At 66.9% G+C, this 15,021-nt stretch carries 15 protein-coding genes; 8 read left to right on the forward strand and 7 right to left on the reverse strand.

Going from position 1 to position 15,021, the window contains the following annotated elements; genetic code table 11:
• Positions 1–49: 49 nt before the first annotated feature.
• Positions 50–715: a hypothetical protein gene (locus OHA61_RS30585; RefSeq protein WP_406305743.1), complete on the reverse strand. Its 666-nt coding sequence runs from the start codon at positions 713–715 to the stop codon at positions 50–52.
• A gap of 92 nt (positions 716–807) precedes the next feature.
• On the opposite strand from OHA61_RS30585, the gene OHA61_RS30590 reads away from it, so the two are divergent.
• The 5 genes from OHA61_RS30590 to amaP are packed head-to-tail and all read left to right on the forward strand — an operon-like array spanning position 808 to position 3,079.
• Positions 808–1,302, forward strand: a complete 495-nt coding sequence (locus tag OHA61_RS30590) for an Asp23/Gls24 family envelope stress response protein (RefSeq protein ID WP_406305744.1) — start codon at positions 808–810, stop codon at positions 1,300–1,302.
• A gap of 11 nt (positions 1,303–1,313) precedes the next feature.
• The gene (locus tag OHA61_RS30595) at positions 1,314–1,505 is read left to right on the forward strand and encodes a hypothetical protein (protein ID WP_266477809.1); all 192 of its coding nucleotides are present in this window, start codon (positions 1,314–1,316) and stop codon (positions 1,503–1,505) included.
• 6 nt (positions 1,506–1,511) lie between these two features.
• A complete protein-coding gene (locus OHA61_RS30600) occupies positions 1,512–1,859 on the forward strand; it encodes a hypothetical protein (RefSeq protein ID WP_266477811.1) in 348 nt (115 codons plus the stop codon).
• Positions 1,856–2,494 carry a DUF6286 domain-containing protein gene (locus OHA61_RS30605; protein WP_406305745.1) on the forward strand — a complete coding sequence of 213 codons (639 nt, stop codon included), beginning with the start codon at positions 1,856–1,858 and terminating at the stop codon, positions 2,492–2,494. The genes OHA61_RS30600 and OHA61_RS30605 overlap by 4 nt, the downstream gene beginning before the upstream one ends.
• Before the next feature lie 6 nt (positions 2,495–2,500).
• The gene (amaP, locus tag OHA61_RS30610) at positions 2,501–3,079 is read left to right on the forward strand and encodes an alkaline shock response membrane anchor protein AmaP (RefSeq protein WP_361914007.1); all 579 of its coding nucleotides are present in this window, start codon (positions 2,501–2,503) and stop codon (positions 3,077–3,079) included.
• A 48-nt stretch (positions 3,080–3,127) separates the two neighbouring features.
• On the opposite strand, the gene OHA61_RS30615 is transcribed toward amaP, so the two are convergent.
• From OHA61_RS30615 to OHA61_RS30640, 6 genes are all read right to left on the reverse strand, one after another.
• Positions 3,128–3,883 carry an SDR family oxidoreductase gene (locus tag OHA61_RS30615; RefSeq protein ID WP_406305746.1) on the reverse strand — a complete coding sequence of 252 codons (756 nt, stop codon included), beginning with the start codon at positions 3,881–3,883 and terminating at the stop codon, positions 3,128–3,130.
• A 4-nt stretch (positions 3,884–3,887) separates the two neighbouring features.
• The gene (locus tag OHA61_RS30620) at positions 3,888–5,672 is read right to left on the reverse strand and encodes a glycoside hydrolase family 15 protein (protein WP_406305747.1); all 1,785 of its coding nucleotides are present in this window, start codon (positions 5,670–5,672) and stop codon (positions 3,888–3,890) included.
• A gap of 63 nt (positions 5,673–5,735) precedes the next feature.
• Positions 5,736–6,524, reverse strand: a complete 789-nt coding sequence (locus OHA61_RS30625) for an SURF1 family protein (protein WP_406305749.1) — start codon at positions 6,522–6,524, stop codon at positions 5,736–5,738.
• Between the two features lie 132 nt (positions 6,525–6,656).
• The gene (locus tag OHA61_RS30630; protein WP_406307534.1) at positions 6,657–6,878 is read right to left on the reverse strand and encodes a hypothetical protein; all 222 of its coding nucleotides are present in this window, start codon (positions 6,876–6,878) and stop codon (positions 6,657–6,659) included.
• Positions 6,879–7,797: 919 nt separating this feature from the next.
• Positions 7,798–8,004 carry a DUF397 domain-containing protein gene (locus tag OHA61_RS30635; RefSeq protein WP_406305750.1) on the reverse strand — a complete coding sequence of 69 codons (207 nt, stop codon included), beginning with the start codon at positions 8,002–8,004 and terminating at the stop codon, positions 7,798–7,800.
• Complete coding sequence (locus OHA61_RS30640; RefSeq protein ID WP_406305751.1) at positions 8,001–8,810, reverse strand: Scr1 family TA system antitoxin-like transcriptional regulator; 810 nt, start codon at positions 8,808–8,810, stop codon at positions 8,001–8,003. Before OHA61_RS30640 ends, OHA61_RS30635 begins: the two co-directional genes overlap by 4 nt.
• A gap of 963 nt (positions 8,811–9,773) precedes the next feature.
• On the opposite strand from OHA61_RS30640, the gene OHA61_RS30645 reads away from it, so the two are divergent.
• From OHA61_RS30645 to OHA61_RS30655, 3 genes are all read left to right on the forward strand, one after another.
• Entirely contained in the window at positions 9,774–10,694 is a 921-nt protein-coding gene (locus OHA61_RS30645; protein ID WP_406305753.1) for a radical SAM protein, read from the forward strand.
• A 12-nt stretch (positions 10,695–10,706) separates the two neighbouring features.
• Entirely contained in the window at positions 10,707–11,837 is a 1,131-nt protein-coding gene (locus OHA61_RS30650) for a protein-L-isoaspartate(D-aspartate) O-methyltransferase (RefSeq protein WP_406305754.1), read from the forward strand.
• A gap of 525 nt (positions 11,838–12,362) precedes the next feature.
• Positions 12,363–13,295 carry an HNH endonuclease gene (locus tag OHA61_RS30655; protein WP_406305755.1) on the forward strand — a complete coding sequence of 311 codons (933 nt, stop codon included), beginning with the start codon at positions 12,363–12,365 and terminating at the stop codon, positions 13,293–13,295.
• The last annotated feature ends 1,726 nt before the right edge of the window (positions 13,296–15,021 follow it).

Genomic DNA, 15,021 nt, shown 5'->3' on the forward strand with positions numbered 1-15,021 from the left:
CCGCCGGTCCGCCCGGCCCGCTCACGGTCCGCCGTGGGCGCGGCCCCGGTCACGCCTCCACGGCCGTGACCAGCACCGACACCGGGCGGCCGTCCGTGAGCGCGGCCGTCACCACCTCGCGGACCGCCCGGACCACCTCCAGCGGGCGGTGACCCCTCGCCGTCGCCACCTCGACACGGACATGGTCCGGGGCGAGATGCACAGCCGTACCCAGGGTCGCCGTCAGATGGGCCACTCCCGGGACCCCGGACGTGGCCCAACCCGCCGGATCCTTCGGGGCGGCGGGCTGTACCCCGGGTGGGGGAGCGGCCTGCGGGGGTTCCGGAGCGGCGTCCAGTACGTCCGTCACCCGCAGATCCACTTCCGCGACCCTCAGATCCAGCAGGTCCGCCGCGGCAGTGAACAGCGCCGCACGCAGCAGGGACGCCGTCACCGGGAGCGGCTCCCAGGCCACCGCCGCGAAATCCGCCTCGATACGCAGCGGCCCCGGCGGCAGCGCGCTCGGCGGCGGCGGTACGGAGGGCAGGCCCGCCGCGTCGGGATCCGCGAGCGCCAGTCTCAGCCTGCCCGGAACCACCCCGGGCACCTCGGCCGCGGCGCGCCGGAGCACCGCGTCGGCCGCCTGTTCCGCCAGCCATGCCCCGTCCGCGGCCCCGCCCAGCGGAAGCAGCCTGCCGAGCCCGAGCCGTCGCCGTACTGCATCAGCGGTGGTCATTGCTCCAGCGTGCCGCATCCCCGGCGCGAGAGTGGGCAAGCGCACTTAATGTGGACAACGGAGTCCAACCCGCCCGGAAAGGATGCACGGCGATGACCGACACCGCTCAGCGGAACCGGCCCGAGAACCCCAACGAACCGTCGGGCTCGGGCGACGAAGCCAGGAGAACGTCCACGACCAAGCGCGGCGGCGGCGATCCCGCGTCCCGTGGTCGTACCACCATCGCCGACGGCGTCGTCGAGAAGATCGCCGGACTCGCCGCCCGCGATGTCCTCGGAGTCCATGCGATGGGCAGCGGCATCTCCCGCACCTTCGGCGCTGTCCGCGACCGGGTTCCCGGCACCAGCAAGTCCAGCGCCACCCGCGGTGTGAAGGCCGAGGTCGGCGAGGTGCAGACGGCCCTCGACCTGGAGATCGTCGTCGACTACGGCGTCTCCATCACCGAAGTCGCCCGCGCGGTCCGCGAGAACGTCATCGCCGCGGTGGAACGCATGACGGGACTCGAGGTCGTCGAGGTCAATATCGCGGTCAGCGATGTGAAGCTGCCCGATGAGGAAGAGGAAGAGCCGGAGCAGCGTCTCCAGTAGAGGAGCCCACGATGAGCATGGCTGTGGCCGGCATGATTGCCGGCATGGCACTCGGCTTCGCCGGATACTTCGGCGGGTTCGGTGCCTTTCTGCTGGTGGCCGCACTGGGGGCGGTCGGCTTCGTGGCAGGCCGGTTCCTGGACGGCGACCTCGAACCCGGCGACTTCTTCCGCGGTCGCGAGCGCGGCGACCGGCGGCGGTGAGTCGCGGTGGCCGCCGACCGCGTCGAAGCCGCGGAGCGCGGGGCGACCGCGATCGCCGACCGGGTCGTCGCGAAGATCGCCGCGCAGGCGGCGCGGGAAGCGCTCGACGTCGTACCGGAGGGCAGCACGGCGCCCCGGGCCACGGTCACCGTGCACCATGACATGGCCCGGGTCCGGGTCAGTCTGGAGCTCGGCTATCCCTCCGACATCGGCGGTCAGTGCGGGGCCGTGCGTCACCGAGTCGTACAGCGGGTAAAGGCGTTGGCGGGGATGGATGTGCCCGAGGTCGCGGTGCTGGTCGAGCGGCTGCACTCGGTGCACTCGCGCAGGGCGGCACAGGGGAGGATCCGATGAGCGAGCCCGCAAGGCCCGTACTCGAACTGGACCAGTCGGCGTCGGCTGCGGCCTATCACTCCTCCGGGCAGGCCGAGGGCGACGGAGGCAGGGCAAGGCGCTTCTGGTCCGAGCGCAGGATTCCGGCCGGACTCGTGGCCCTCGTGGTGCTCGGTGGCGCGGGACTGCTGCTGTACGACATCGCGGCGGTACGGGCCGACCGGCCCGCCATGCACTGGCGCCGGGTATTCGCGGCGGACCTCGGGAAATGGCGGCTGGACGAGCTGGGGGTGCTGGCCGTCGCGGTGGCCGCGATGGTCCTCGGCCTCTGCCTCATCGTCATCGCCGTCACGCCCGGACTGCGGGCGCTGCTGCCGATGCGGCGCGACGCCGCCTCCGTACGGGCGGGGCTCGACCGGGACGCCGCGGCGCTGGTACTGCGGGACCGGGCGATGGAGATCTCCGGGGTGCAGTCCGTACGGGTCCGGATGCGGCGCACCAAGGTTTCCGTGCGGGCCCTTTCGCACTTCCGTGAGCTCGACGACGTACGGGCGGATCTGGACCTGGCGCTGGCCGGCGGCATCAAGGAACTCGGCCTCGCCCGGCCGCCGGCTCTGACCGTGCATGTCGCCCGGCCGTCGGCGAAGAAGAGGTGAGGACGGATGCTCGGGGTCGTCAATCGCGTACTGCTCGCTCTGGCGGGTCTGGTGCTGCTGTGCGTGGGCGGCGGGGTGCTTGCGGCGGGGGCCGGTTGGGCGGTGCCGTCCTGGTGGCCCTGGGACGGGCCGAACGACGTACTGCTGAGCAGAGCGGACCGCTACCGCTGGCGTGACGAGGGCTGGTGGTGGCCCGCGGTCATCGCCGCGCTCGCGGTGCTCGTGCTGCTCGCCCTGTGGTGGCTGATCGCCCAACTGCGGCGCGCCCGGCTGGCGGAGGTGCTCGTGGACAGCGGCGACGGGGAGGGCGCGCTGCTGCGGGGGCGGGCGCTTGAGGGCGTCCTGGAGAGCGAGGCGGAGTCCCTGGAGGGCGTGTCCCGCGCCCACGTCACCCTGACGGGCCGCCGCAGCACACCGTCGGCGCGGGTCGCGCTGCTGCTGGAGCCGCACGCGTCCCCCGGAGAGTCGCTGCAGCGGCTGACGGAGGAGGCGGTGGGGCACGCGAGGGACTCGGCGGGGCTGGAGGTGCTGCCGGCGGAAGTACGGCTGAGGGCGGCGAAGCACGGTGCGGAGCGGGTGAGCTGACGCGGGCCCTCCCGCCCGGAGCGCGGGGCACCGCCCGCCCGCGGACCGTCAGAAGCCGCGCCGCGCGCCGCCGTCCACTGGGAGCATGACGCCCGTCAGGTACGACGCCGCCGGTGACAGCAGGAACGCCGCCGTGTTGCCGAACTCCTCCGGCGTGCCGTAGCGGCGCAGCGGGATGCGGGACTCGTTCGACGTGCGGGCCGCCTCCGCGTCGCCCGACAAGGCGTCGAGTTCGCGGACGCGGTCCGTGTCGATGCGTGAGGGGAGCAGGCCGACGACCCGGATGCCCTGGGGGCCCAGTTCGTCCGCCAGGGACTTCGCGAAGCCCGCGAGGCCCGGGCGGAGGCCGTTGGAAATCGTCAGGCCGGGGATCGGTTCGTGGACGGAGGCGGACAGGACGAAGCCGATCACGCCGCCCTCGTCCAGCGCCGCGGCCGCCGTGCGGGCCAGCCGTACCGCGCCCAGGAACACCGCCTCGAACGCCGTGAGCCACTGCTCGTCCGTGTTGTCCGCGGCGAAGCCCGGTGCCGGGCCGCCCACGCTGATCAGGATGCCGTCGAAGCGCCCGAAGTGTGCCCGGGCCGCGGCGAGAAGGCGTTCCGCGCCCGCCGGGTCGGCATTGTCCGCGGCGATGCCGATGGCGTTCGGGCCCAGCTCGGCCGCCGCGTCCGCGACCGACTGCTTGTCGCGGCCGGTGATGACGACCTTCGCGCCGTCGGCCACGAGCGCCCGCGCCGACGCGTTCCCCAGCCCCCGCGACGCACCGGTGACGACATAGACGCGGTCCTTCAGTCCAAGATCCATGGGCCTATCCTGCCGTGTCCTCCCCGGCCAGCGCGAGGGCCGAGACGACCAGCCCGATATGGCTGAATGCCTGCGGGAAGTTCCCGACCTGCCGGCCGGCCACGGGGTCGTACTCCTCGGCCAGCAGCCCGACGTCGTTGCGCAGCGCGAGCAGTCGCTCGAACAGCTCCCGCGCCTCCTTCACCCGCCCCGTCAGCCGCAACGCGTCGACCAGCCAGAACGAGCAGGCCAGAAACGCTCCTTCGCCCCCGGGCAGCCCGTCCACCGTCCGGCTGTCGGTGCTGTAGCGGCGTACGAGACCGCCCGTCCCGAGCTCCTCGCGCACCGCGTCCACGGTCCCGATCACTCTCGGATCGTCCGGCGGCAGAAAGCCGACCCGCGGAATCAGCAGCGCCGCCGCGTCGAGTTCGACGGAGCCGTAGGACTGCGTGAAGGTGTTCCGTACCGGGTCGAACCCCTTCTCGCACACCTGCCGGTGCACCTCGTCGCGCATCGCGCGCCACCGGTCCGCGTCGCCGTGCAGCGAGCGATGCCTCTCCAGCGTGCGCACGGCACGGTCCGCCGCCACCCACGCCATCACCTTGGAGTGCACGAAGTGGCGCCGGGGGCCCCGTACTTCCCACAGCCCCTCGTCCGGCTCGCGCCACTTGGACTCCAGGAAGCCGAGCAGGCTGAGCTGCAGCTCCCAGGCGTGCTGCTCCGCGGGCAGACCCGCCTCCCGGGCCACGAAGAGGGCGTCGAGCACTTCTCCGTACACATCGAGCTGCAGCTGCTTGACCGCCTCGTTGCCCGTGCGGACCGGCGCGGAGCCCGCGTAGCCGCTCAGCCACTCCAGCTCCGTCTCGGGCAGCCGGCGCTCTCCTGACAGCCCGTACATGATCTGCAGATCCGCCGGGTCTCCGGCCACCGCCCGCAGCAGCCAGTCGCGCCAGGCCCCGGCTTCCTCCTGGTAGCCCGCCATCACCAGCGCGCCCAGCGTGAGGGTGGCATCCCGCAGCCAGCAGTAGCGGTAGTCCCAGTTGCGTACGCCGCCGAGCTCCTCCGGCAGGGAGGTGGTGGGCGCGGCGACGATCCCGCCGGTCGGGGCGTAGGTCAGCGCCCGCAGCGTGATGAGCGAGCGGATCACGGCCTCGCGGTACTGACCTCCGGTGCGGCAGCGCCGGGACCATTCGGCCCAGTCGTCCAGGGTGCTGCCCAGCGCGTCGTACGGATCGACGAGCGTCGGCCGCGGCTCGTTCGAGGGATGCCAGGTCATGACGAACGCCACCGACTCACCCTCGCCGACCGTGAACGACGTGCGGGTGCTGAACTCCTGCCCCCAGGTCTTGACGTCCGGCTCGCTGCGCACCCAGACGGAGTCGGGGCCCGCGACCGCCAGATGGTGACCGTCCGTCCGCCGCATCCACGGCACCACGGAGCCGTAGTCGAAGCGCAGCCGCAGCGTGCCGCTCATCTCGACGGAGCCGCTGACGCCCTCGACGATGCGGACGACATCGGGAGACGTGTCGCGCTGCGGCATGAAGTCGATGACCTTGACCGTGCCGGTCCGTGTCTCCCACACCGACTCCAGGACGAGCGATTCCCCGATGTAGCTGCGGCGGGTGCAGGGACCCGCGCCCTTGGGCGCGAGCGTCCAGTGGCCGTTGTCCTTGTTCCCGAGCAGCGCGGCGAACGCGGCCCCGGAGTCGAAGCGGGGCAGGCAGAGCCAGTCGATGGAGCCGTTGTTGCCCACCAGCGCGGCGGTCTGGAGATCGCCGATGAGGGCGTAGTCCTCGATGCGTAGCGTCACGCATTCGCGTGTTCCCGCCCAGCGCGGTGATTAAGCAGGCGCGCAGCCGGGCCGGGGCCGCGGTCAGGCGTTCGCGGGGGCCGGCTCCGGTGCGGTTTGTGCCGCGGCGGCCTCGCGGTCGCGCTTCTCGCGGCGTACGAGAATCACCCAGCCGACGGGTATCGACGCGGTGAACAGCCACCACTGGACGGCGTACGCCATGTGCGAGCCGATGGAGTCGTGGTCGGGGTCCGGGATCAGTTCCGGGCTGCTGCCCGCGGGCTCGGGCGCGGTCTGCTCCAGATAGCCGCCGAGCACGGTGCGGCCCAGCGCCTTCGCCTGCTGCGCGCTGCTGATCAGCATGATCTGGCGGGGCGGCAGACCGGCGAGGTCCTTGATGCCGCTGGCCTTCGTCGTCTCGTCGGCCTTGAGCCGGCCGGTCACGGTCACCGTCCCCTTGGGGGCGGGCGGCACGGAGGGGAAGGCCTTCTGGTCGGCCGCGGTCGGGATCCAGCCGCGGTTGATCAGGACCGCCCGGCCGTCGGCGAGGACCAGCGGGGTCAGGATATGGAAGCCGATGCGTTCGTCGGCGGAGGTGCGGCGGCGTACGACGACTTCGTGCGCGGTGTCGAAGGTGCCGGTGGCGGTGACCCGGCGCCAGTAGTCGGCGCTCGGGACCCTGTGTCCGGGGGAGGTGAGCTCGGTCACGGGGACGGGCTTTGCCCGGAGGTTCTTCGCGATGAGTGTGTTCTGCGCGACCCGGTGCTGATGCCGGTGGAGCTGCCAGAAGCCCAGCTCGATCATCGTGGGGATGAGTACGAGGCCGATGAGGGTGAGGATCACCCACTGGCGGGACAACAGGAAGCGGTACACGGCTTCGACCGTACCCGCTGCGGCGCCGGGGCCCGGAGCGGGGGTCCCGCCCGGGCCCGCGAACGCCGCCGTCGCGGGGACCGGAGCACGTCGAGCCGCGGCAGGGTGCTCAGCGACCGGGGCGCAGCCGGGTCAGACCTTGTCGACGATGCCCGCCCTCCCCTCCGCGCGGGCGCAGTGCCCGCCGCAGTACCAGTGGCCCTCGACCTCGACGCCCTGCCCGATGATCTGGACCCGGCAGTGCTCACAGATGGGCGCCATGCGGTGAATGGCGCAGGAGAAGCAGTCGAAGACGTGCACTCTCCTCTGTGAAGAAACTGGTACCTCATCGTGGGGCGGTTGACCTGCAACTATGACAAACAGTGAATGGCTTGAGTACTGGCTTTCACGGGCTCCGATGCTGTCAGAGGAAGCTCTGGACGACATCCACCACATCCTTGCGACGGCGGAAGGCGAGGAAGACTGATGAGCTCAGTGCCCACCGATCGAACTCCCCAGGATGCACGGACCAAGGGTGTGCCCAAGGTGCTGTCTGTACGAACCGACACCGGAACCCTGGCCGATGATCTAGCCACCCTGCTTGAGACGGGCCGCACAACATCTGAGGCGACCCGATGGGCACTTGGCTGGGCAGCGCACTGCTTGCGACACGCCTGGGATCAGGGGGTGACCCCGCGTGGCACGATCCCCGACATGCGGGCCCGGTACCGGGCGCCACGCAAGCCTGTATGACAACGGTATGACGCAGGTCAGAGGGCGTGCACACCACAGAGCTTGCGAAGCGCCAACACCAGGGCCAAGAGGCCCCGCCGATACGACGACGGCCCTCCCTTGGGATACAAGGGAGGGCCGTCGGGCTGCACTTGCTCAGTGACGAACGGGCGCCGAGCGGCTGCCGTGTGACACCCGTAGGCCCGGCTGCGGCCACTGGTACAGCCGAGACGTCACCGAGGTGTCCCCGCTCAGGTCCACGGACACTCGATAGAAGACCCTGCCGTCAGACCAGTCCTGTCGGGCCTCCACCACCGCGTACCGCCACCGCCCGTGTGACCACACGCTGAGCGCTGGACGGTCGCCCTTCGGCCACACCGTGATCTTTGGCTCCGGCCCGTCCTGAGGGCGCCACGGGTGCGCCTCCGTCGGCTCAGGGATCGTCTCGTCGCTCACACTCCGAGCGTAGACACAGACCTCCGCATTGCTGCGCCCGGCAGACACGACGACGGCCCTCCTCAAGGGGTACATGAGGAGGGCCGCCAATTGCCAGTGTAGGGGCTCAGACGATCTGCCCCTTGGCGAAGGTGACGAAGTGAGTCCACTCATCGGCGGGGAAGGTGAGGGCCGGGCCCTCGGGGTTCTTGCTGTCACGGACGGGCACCAGACCCGAGGCGGCAGCGACGGAGGGAGCCCACTCAAGGCAGTTGCCTCCTTCAGGACTGCTGTATGAGGACTTCACCCACTGAAGGGGCGGGATCGTGTTCACAGTGTCTCCATCTGGTCTCTGATGAGGTCCGCGCTATCCCGTGCTGATAGTGCCTCGCCCGTGAGGTCATCGTAGGCTCGCGCTGCCTTACGAACGTGCTCCGGATCCTCAATGATCGAGGCCGTACGGTATGCCTCAACACAGACCATCGTCACGTGATTTGGTCCGGTCAGGAAAGACGTGGGGCCATCAATGAGTAGGTGGGCCTCCGCATCTAGCGGAAGGACCTGAATCCGGGTCGTACGGCCCTCGCCGTACGCCAGGAGCGCGGCTAACTGATCCCGCATCACGTCGGCTGGTGCAATCCGGCGCTTGATCACCGACTCACAGAGGACGGCCCTAACATCGGGAGGAGCCGACCCCCTGAGGATGTCCTGACGGGCGAGACGCGCCCCCACCTGTGCCGCGATCTCCTGTTCGCTGGCCCGAGGATCGCCAGCCCGCAGAAGGGTGCGCGCGTAGCCCCCTGTCTGAAGCAGGCCCGGCACGATGGTGGGGGACCACTCCCACACCGAAACGGCTGCCCGCTCAAACGCCATCCGACGCCGGTACAGCTCAGGGAAGGACTGGGCGGCCGTCTCCTCATACAGCCGCTTGAACCGGCCATCCGTCTTAAAGATCTGATCGAAAAGTGCTGGTAGTTCGGGCGGGATTGGACCCGCAGTGTTCTCAAGGCGGCTGATTGTGCTCTTGGAGGTCCGAGCTTTCCTGGCTAGCTCAGTCTGGCTTAGGGGCCCGCCGAGACCACTTACATAGAGCTGTCTGGCGCTCTTTAGCTCGTCGGCGAAGAGCTGACGCGGACTCATGGAGTCCTCGGAGTTGTGTTCTAAGAGCATTAGATCCCCCCTGACCATGTCTCTGGTCGCCCACGACTGGCACCGCATCCCCACTGGTCAGAAGTCTTGGCATATGACGGGCTGACCAAACAGCAGGTCGGGACGCAAACCACTGGTCAGGTTACTCGCGTTGGGTCCACGGTGGGACACACACGGTGACAGAGACCGAAGGACAGCATCATGAGCCGGACTGAGGACGAACGGCCGCTCCTGCCGAAGCGGAAGCGCCCTGCCCCGACGGGCCAACATGGCCGGGGCTGGCCTCCATGCTCCTGTGGGCAAGCCGTTTGTCCGGAGGTGAAGGCCCGTCAGGGAGCCAAGGTGAAGCCCTCTGAGCTGTTCCGGGCTGACCTCAATCCCCACTTGGACTGACTCATGGAAGAACACGCAACACGCTGGAATTGCATCTACTGCAATCACAAGAATCAACAGCTAGAGGCGGCCGTGAAAAGTGGCAACGAGGTCTTGATTGCGGACCTTAGTGCCTCCCTCCAAGCCCACCTAGGTCGGAGTCACGTTCCTGAGGCTATCGAGCAGTGATCCCCTTACCAGCAGCCCTCACGGCTGATCCCCCTACGACCGACGACAGGAATCACTGGGTCGCCGGCATGTGTTGGCTGTACTGCCGACGCTCCGGAATCCAAGTCCTCTGGATAGGCCCGGCTCACGCGCCGGGCGGCACGGCTCCCATGTTCGCTTGTGTGGACTGCATCTACGAACTAGCCCGCATGGTCGAGCAGCACAACGCTCAGCGTTACGGATGCTGAGCACCCCTTAGACGGCAGCCCCCTACTGGACGGCACCCATCCAGAGGTTCCCCCACCTCTCCCGGTAGGGGGCTGCTCTCCAGACTCCCACCCCGGTGGATCTCACACCCTTGGACCGGTCGAGTGCGCCGGGGTGGGGCACTAACAACCAGGAGGACAGCACTTCATGACCGCCTTACTGGAAACACCGACCAAGACCGCGCCTAGCGGCGTCACCTTCCTTGAGCTGGAGATCACCCAACGGTGTCAGCTCACATGCTCGTCGCACTGCTACGCCAAGGCCGGGCCCACCAAGGGGCACGGCAGCATGACCGGCGCCGACTGGCGGCGGGTCATCGACGAGGGAGCAGCCATCGGCGTAGAGAAGGTGCAGTTCATCGGTGGAGAACCCACCATGCACCCCGAGTTCGCCGACCTCGTCCGGCACGCCCTAGACGCCGGGCTCTCCGTCCAGGTCTACAGCAACCTCTACCGGGTCCAGCTCGAACACTGGGCCCTATTCGAGCTCCCGCGCGTGAGCCTCGCCACCTCGTACTACAGCGACGAGGCCGCCGACCACGACCGCGTGACCGACCGGAAGGGCTCCCACGCCGCGACCCGCGCGAACATCATCGAGGCCCTACGCCGGAGCATCCACGTGCAGGTGGGCATCGTGGACGTGCACGATGGTCAGCGGGTCGACCAAGCGCGCGCCGACCTCGAAGCGCTCGGCGTGACCGACATCAACACCGACCGAGTTCGCGGCGTCGGCAACGCCGCGAAGGTCATGATTCCGTCCACGTCGGAGCTGTGCGGGAACTGCGCCCGCGGCCGGGCCGCGATCATGCCGGACGGGCAGGTCACCCCGTGCGTACTGGGGCGGTTCCTCCCTGCCGGTAACGTGAAGACTCAGGGCCTCGCGGGCGTGTTCACGTCTCAGCGGTGGGCAGAGATCGCGGCAGCGATCCCCCCGCGCCGGGGGGCCGGATGCACGCCCGATGAGGACTCGTGCATGCCCTCACCGGGCGCGACGGGGGCGTGTACTCCGGCGGACTCGAACGACTGCGACCCGTCCCGCACCCCGGCTTGTAATCCCAAGTACAACTAGGAGGAGCCGCCCATGGATTGGGAGACGCACGCGCGACGTTTGGCGGCGGATACCGTCAGGCCCGAATCCCGTTGGTGCGAGCCGCTGGCCACCACCCCAAGGCACGTGTTCGTGCCCCGCTGGTGGGAGAACAAGGGCGGCCGGTGGCATCTGCGGATCGGCGCGGACGACCCGGAGGCGTGGATGCAAGCGGCCTACGCCAACGACACGTTGGTGACACGGGTCGGGCCGCTGCACGCCGACCACGCCGAGCCGGGCACCGTGACCGAGGGGCACCCCACGTCGTCCTCAACGCTGCCAGTTCTGGTCGTGGACATGTACCGGCACGCGATGATCTCGGACGGCTCGGACTTGTTGGTGACGACCGGTTCCGCGTACGGAACCGCGCTTGCTTGCCGGCGGCTCGGGGACAGGCAGGTGACGAGCGTCGATGTGGACCAGCACCTTGTAGAGGCCGGGGGTGAACGGATGGAGTCCATCGGACTTCACCCGCAGACGGCCGTCTGTGACATCACCGGCCCCCTGCCTGGGGAGTTCGACCGGATCGTGTCGACGGTGTCTGTGCGGCCCATGCCGGCGTCGTGGCTGGCCGCTCTGCGTCCCGGCGGGCGCCTGGTGACCACGCTCGCGGGGACGGGGCTGATCGTCACAGCCGACAAGACCGAGGACGGCGGCGCGATCGGCCAGACCTCACAGAACCGGGCGGGCTTCATGCGCACCCGCCACGGCGGGGACTACGCGCCACGTCGCACGGATGAGCTGTGGGAGAAGGTAAAGCGGGCAGACGGTGAGGAGGTGACGACGAGCCGGTATCCACTGCTGTACGTGCCGGACGCGTGGGACATCATGTCGATGCTCGAACTCACGGCGCCGGGCATCGACCACCGCACCGCCACCGATGGGGACACGCGCACAGTGTGGATGCTGCACCCTGACGGCTCGTGGGCCCGCGCCACGGCGACCGGCTTCCTGGATTCGCCGACTGTGCACCAGGGAGGCCCTCGGCGGCTATGGGAGGAGTTGGAGAGCATCCGGCACCGCCTCAACCGCGAGGGCGGATTGCCTGTGTACGGGGCGCGGGTTCGGATCGACCCGGACGGCGCGCTCACTCTCTCGCGCGGCGGATGGACGGCAACCCTGTGACCTGACCGCCAAAACCAATCATCTGCTCCCCGCGGCTGGGTCCACAACTCCCATTCCCGGAATGCGACCTGGGACAGAGCGAACACACCTTTGGCTCGCGGAACAACTCACAGCCGGTGCAATCAAGCACGACGAATTCCGGAGCGTCATCCTGCCAGCACAAATCCATTGGAAAAGAGCTAGCGGAGCAGTTAACGGAGACCCGGAAGGCTCTGATTCGGTATTTGGAAGGGGTAGACCTGGAAAAGGCGGCCTCTCCCATCCGCGAGGCCGCTCTCACAGAGCTGGAGTACACGATCTAATGCCCTGAGTCAGACGTTCTTCGTTGACCGCTCGTACCTCCGACCGAAGGAGGTACGAGCGGTCAGTCACCCGTTCGGCATGTTCCGCGTGCGGTCTGCGCAGTCACGAGGTTGTCTTGTAGAGCGCATCCATCCGCCGTGAGGGAACCCTGCGGTCTTAGCGAATTGCCGCACCAACGAAACACAACACGCGGCCGACTCCCAGCAGAGGCGTACTGCAAGCATGAATAAGCGAGAACTCAAAGAACTCTGGTTCCGTGAGGGAGCACCACTGTTCCGCCGGGCGCTTGAGCAAATTGAACTTGCGGACAAGCTTCCAAGCGAAAATGATTATTACGCGTGCCCTAGTTGCCTAATCGCCCTCCCATTCGGCGCGATTGCAGCAAACGCGCTCACTCTTGAACATGTTCCGCCCGAGAGCCTGGGCGGAAAGGAAATGCTCCTGACTTGCGAGCCCTGCAACAGTAAGTCAGGGGCTAATTTCGATTCCCAAGCGAAAAAGCGTGCTGCGACGCAAGACCTACTCATGGGGTCGTATGAGACAGGACCTATGGGCGCCACATTTACGGTTGGGGGCACCTCCGTGAGGGGGGAGGTATCGCGGGTTGGGAATAGCTGGTTGCTGCAAGGCGTTCCCAAGCAGAACAATCCAGCAGCAATTGATGCCCTCAAAGACAAGCTCGACACGGCATCGGAGCGGGGAGAAGGCCCCTCCATTTCGTTCGCTCTTAGAGATCGATTCTCGCCGTCTCGCGCTAACGTGTCGTACTTTCGGTCAGCCTACTTCGCAGCATTTGCCGCTCTGGGATGGCGTTACATCCTCCGTCCGGCACTGGCACCAATCAGAGAACAGTTCCAAAACTTTGATGAGCAAACCTTCCCAAAGCTCATTGGCGACGATCCGAACTCTGATGACAACACCAGAAAAATCATGGTGGTTGAGAGCCCAGAAGATCTATGTAGCGTGGTCGTCGTAATTGGCCGCTACTCAGTATTTCTGCCCGACCCTTGGGGCACACTGACCTGTGATCAGCTAGAGGAATCAATTACGCGACTGCGCGACGAGAATGGTTGGATAAGAGGGCTAGATCTCAGGGGGCAAAGTGCACCCTGGCCGCGCAAGCCAATGTACCTGTTGGATAAGGCAATCAAGTGACGTGGTGGTCCAGGGGGCGGCATGCCGCAAGGTGTGCCGGCCCCACCATGTACTAAATGACGGGCGGGTTGACCGGGTTACCGGCAGCGTCGCGCAGAGTCATATCGACTAGCACAGGCTCACCGGTCGCCCTATTGCGCTGACGCTTGATGCCATCTCCCCGGCAGTCGAGTCGAACCAGCGAAGAACCTCTGACCCAGGACACTAGAGCCGAGAAGGCCGAGTCAGCGAGGGCACCCCTCCGTGGGGGTGCCTTCTGCTGTGTCAAGTGACTTTCGACGGGGGGCATAACCAACCCCGTCACAAATAACGTACGCGTCCTCTGAGCCACATCAGGACACAGCGGGTCGGAAGTGTGAGCCAGCCGACAATAATGTTGTTACCTCACCCAAGTGATGCATCAATAGGCGTCCGGTTCGACCCTCTTGAAGGGGCTTGGAGTGTCCGCGGTGAGGTCTGCCGGCCACTGGAGGGCCGTGAAACGGGTCGAGGGCGACTAGGGCTTGTGCCCTTGTGAAAGATGTCAAACCCGTACACGATTGAAGGAAGGCGCCCCTGCGGTCCTCGTGACAGCATTTTCGTTATATTACCCCCGTATTCATGCATCACATGGGGTGCGGTAACAATAATTACTTGTGCGCTTGTGAATGATAATGATGCATCACGTAATCGGTGCATAAATGCGAGCGCCAATTGAGCATCAGGTGACGTTGCGTCAGGTAAGTAGGTACGCGACTGCTTGGTGAGTCGCTATGTCCCTCGGTGCCCGAATTGCAGACCGCCGGAAGCGGTTATGCAGCCCCTTTGCGCGGTCAAGGGGGAGTCGAGGAATGCGCCGAGTATGTCTCTTATGCGGCTTATAAAGATAAAGCCCAGGCAAAGACTTGCGTTGCTGGGATGCGGGTATTGTGTCCAGTTATGTCCCACGACTCTTGGGCTCGTAAGCGCTTGACCCCTCCTTATGTCTTTACGCGCACTCATGCCAAGCCACTTGCCATGCTGGGACAGCGACTTGCGTTGCTGGGATAAACGTGAAACAAACGGATCAGTTCAACCGGTCGCACCACAGCAGAGCGGCCCCGGAGTACCAGCCCTAAGGGCAGGCGGAAACGGGGATCACGCACAGACGCTGAATCGGTGCCCGAGGGCGAGTGAATGCAAGTGACATGAGCGGCAGTGCTCCGGATGCGAATGCAACGGGTGATGCCGGAACAACGTTCCTTGATAACTGGATAGCGAGTCTGAGAGACAGTCTGCGGACTAGTCACCTCTTGAGCGCGAGTATGTAACGCGCTCTCTGAACGGGCCTGTAGGTCTCGTGAGCCAACCGGCGCACCGTAGGTGCGTGTCAGGCACTCACCGGAAACCACAAGCCTTCTGAGAGCGTCTGACGGGGTCTTGCCTGCCGTGGCAAGGGCTAGCGAAAGCGCAGTGATGGGGGCGGCTTAGAAAGCGGCTGAAACCAGGCTCGGTGTCCTCTCACTCTCCGAGTGAGCACCCATAGGGCGGGCCTGCCAAGCCCAGACCCATAACCGGGATTGGTCTTCCGGGATGAATAGACCTACATGCCTAGCGAACGTGGCGCGAGCCAAGCTGTGAAAGCCGTTGTGCGGTACCTACGGAAACCAACCAACACAAGCGGAAACAGTGCGACTCACAAAGCGGGAGTGAAGCGCGTATGCACAACTGAGATTGCCTACGGTTCGCACGTTCAACACGACGTATC

This window comes from Streptomyces sp. NBC_00885, from assembly GCF_045207475.1.
In the GTDB taxonomy this organism is placed as follows: Bacteria; Actinomycetota; Actinomycetes; order Streptomycetales; family Streptomycetaceae; genus Streptomyces.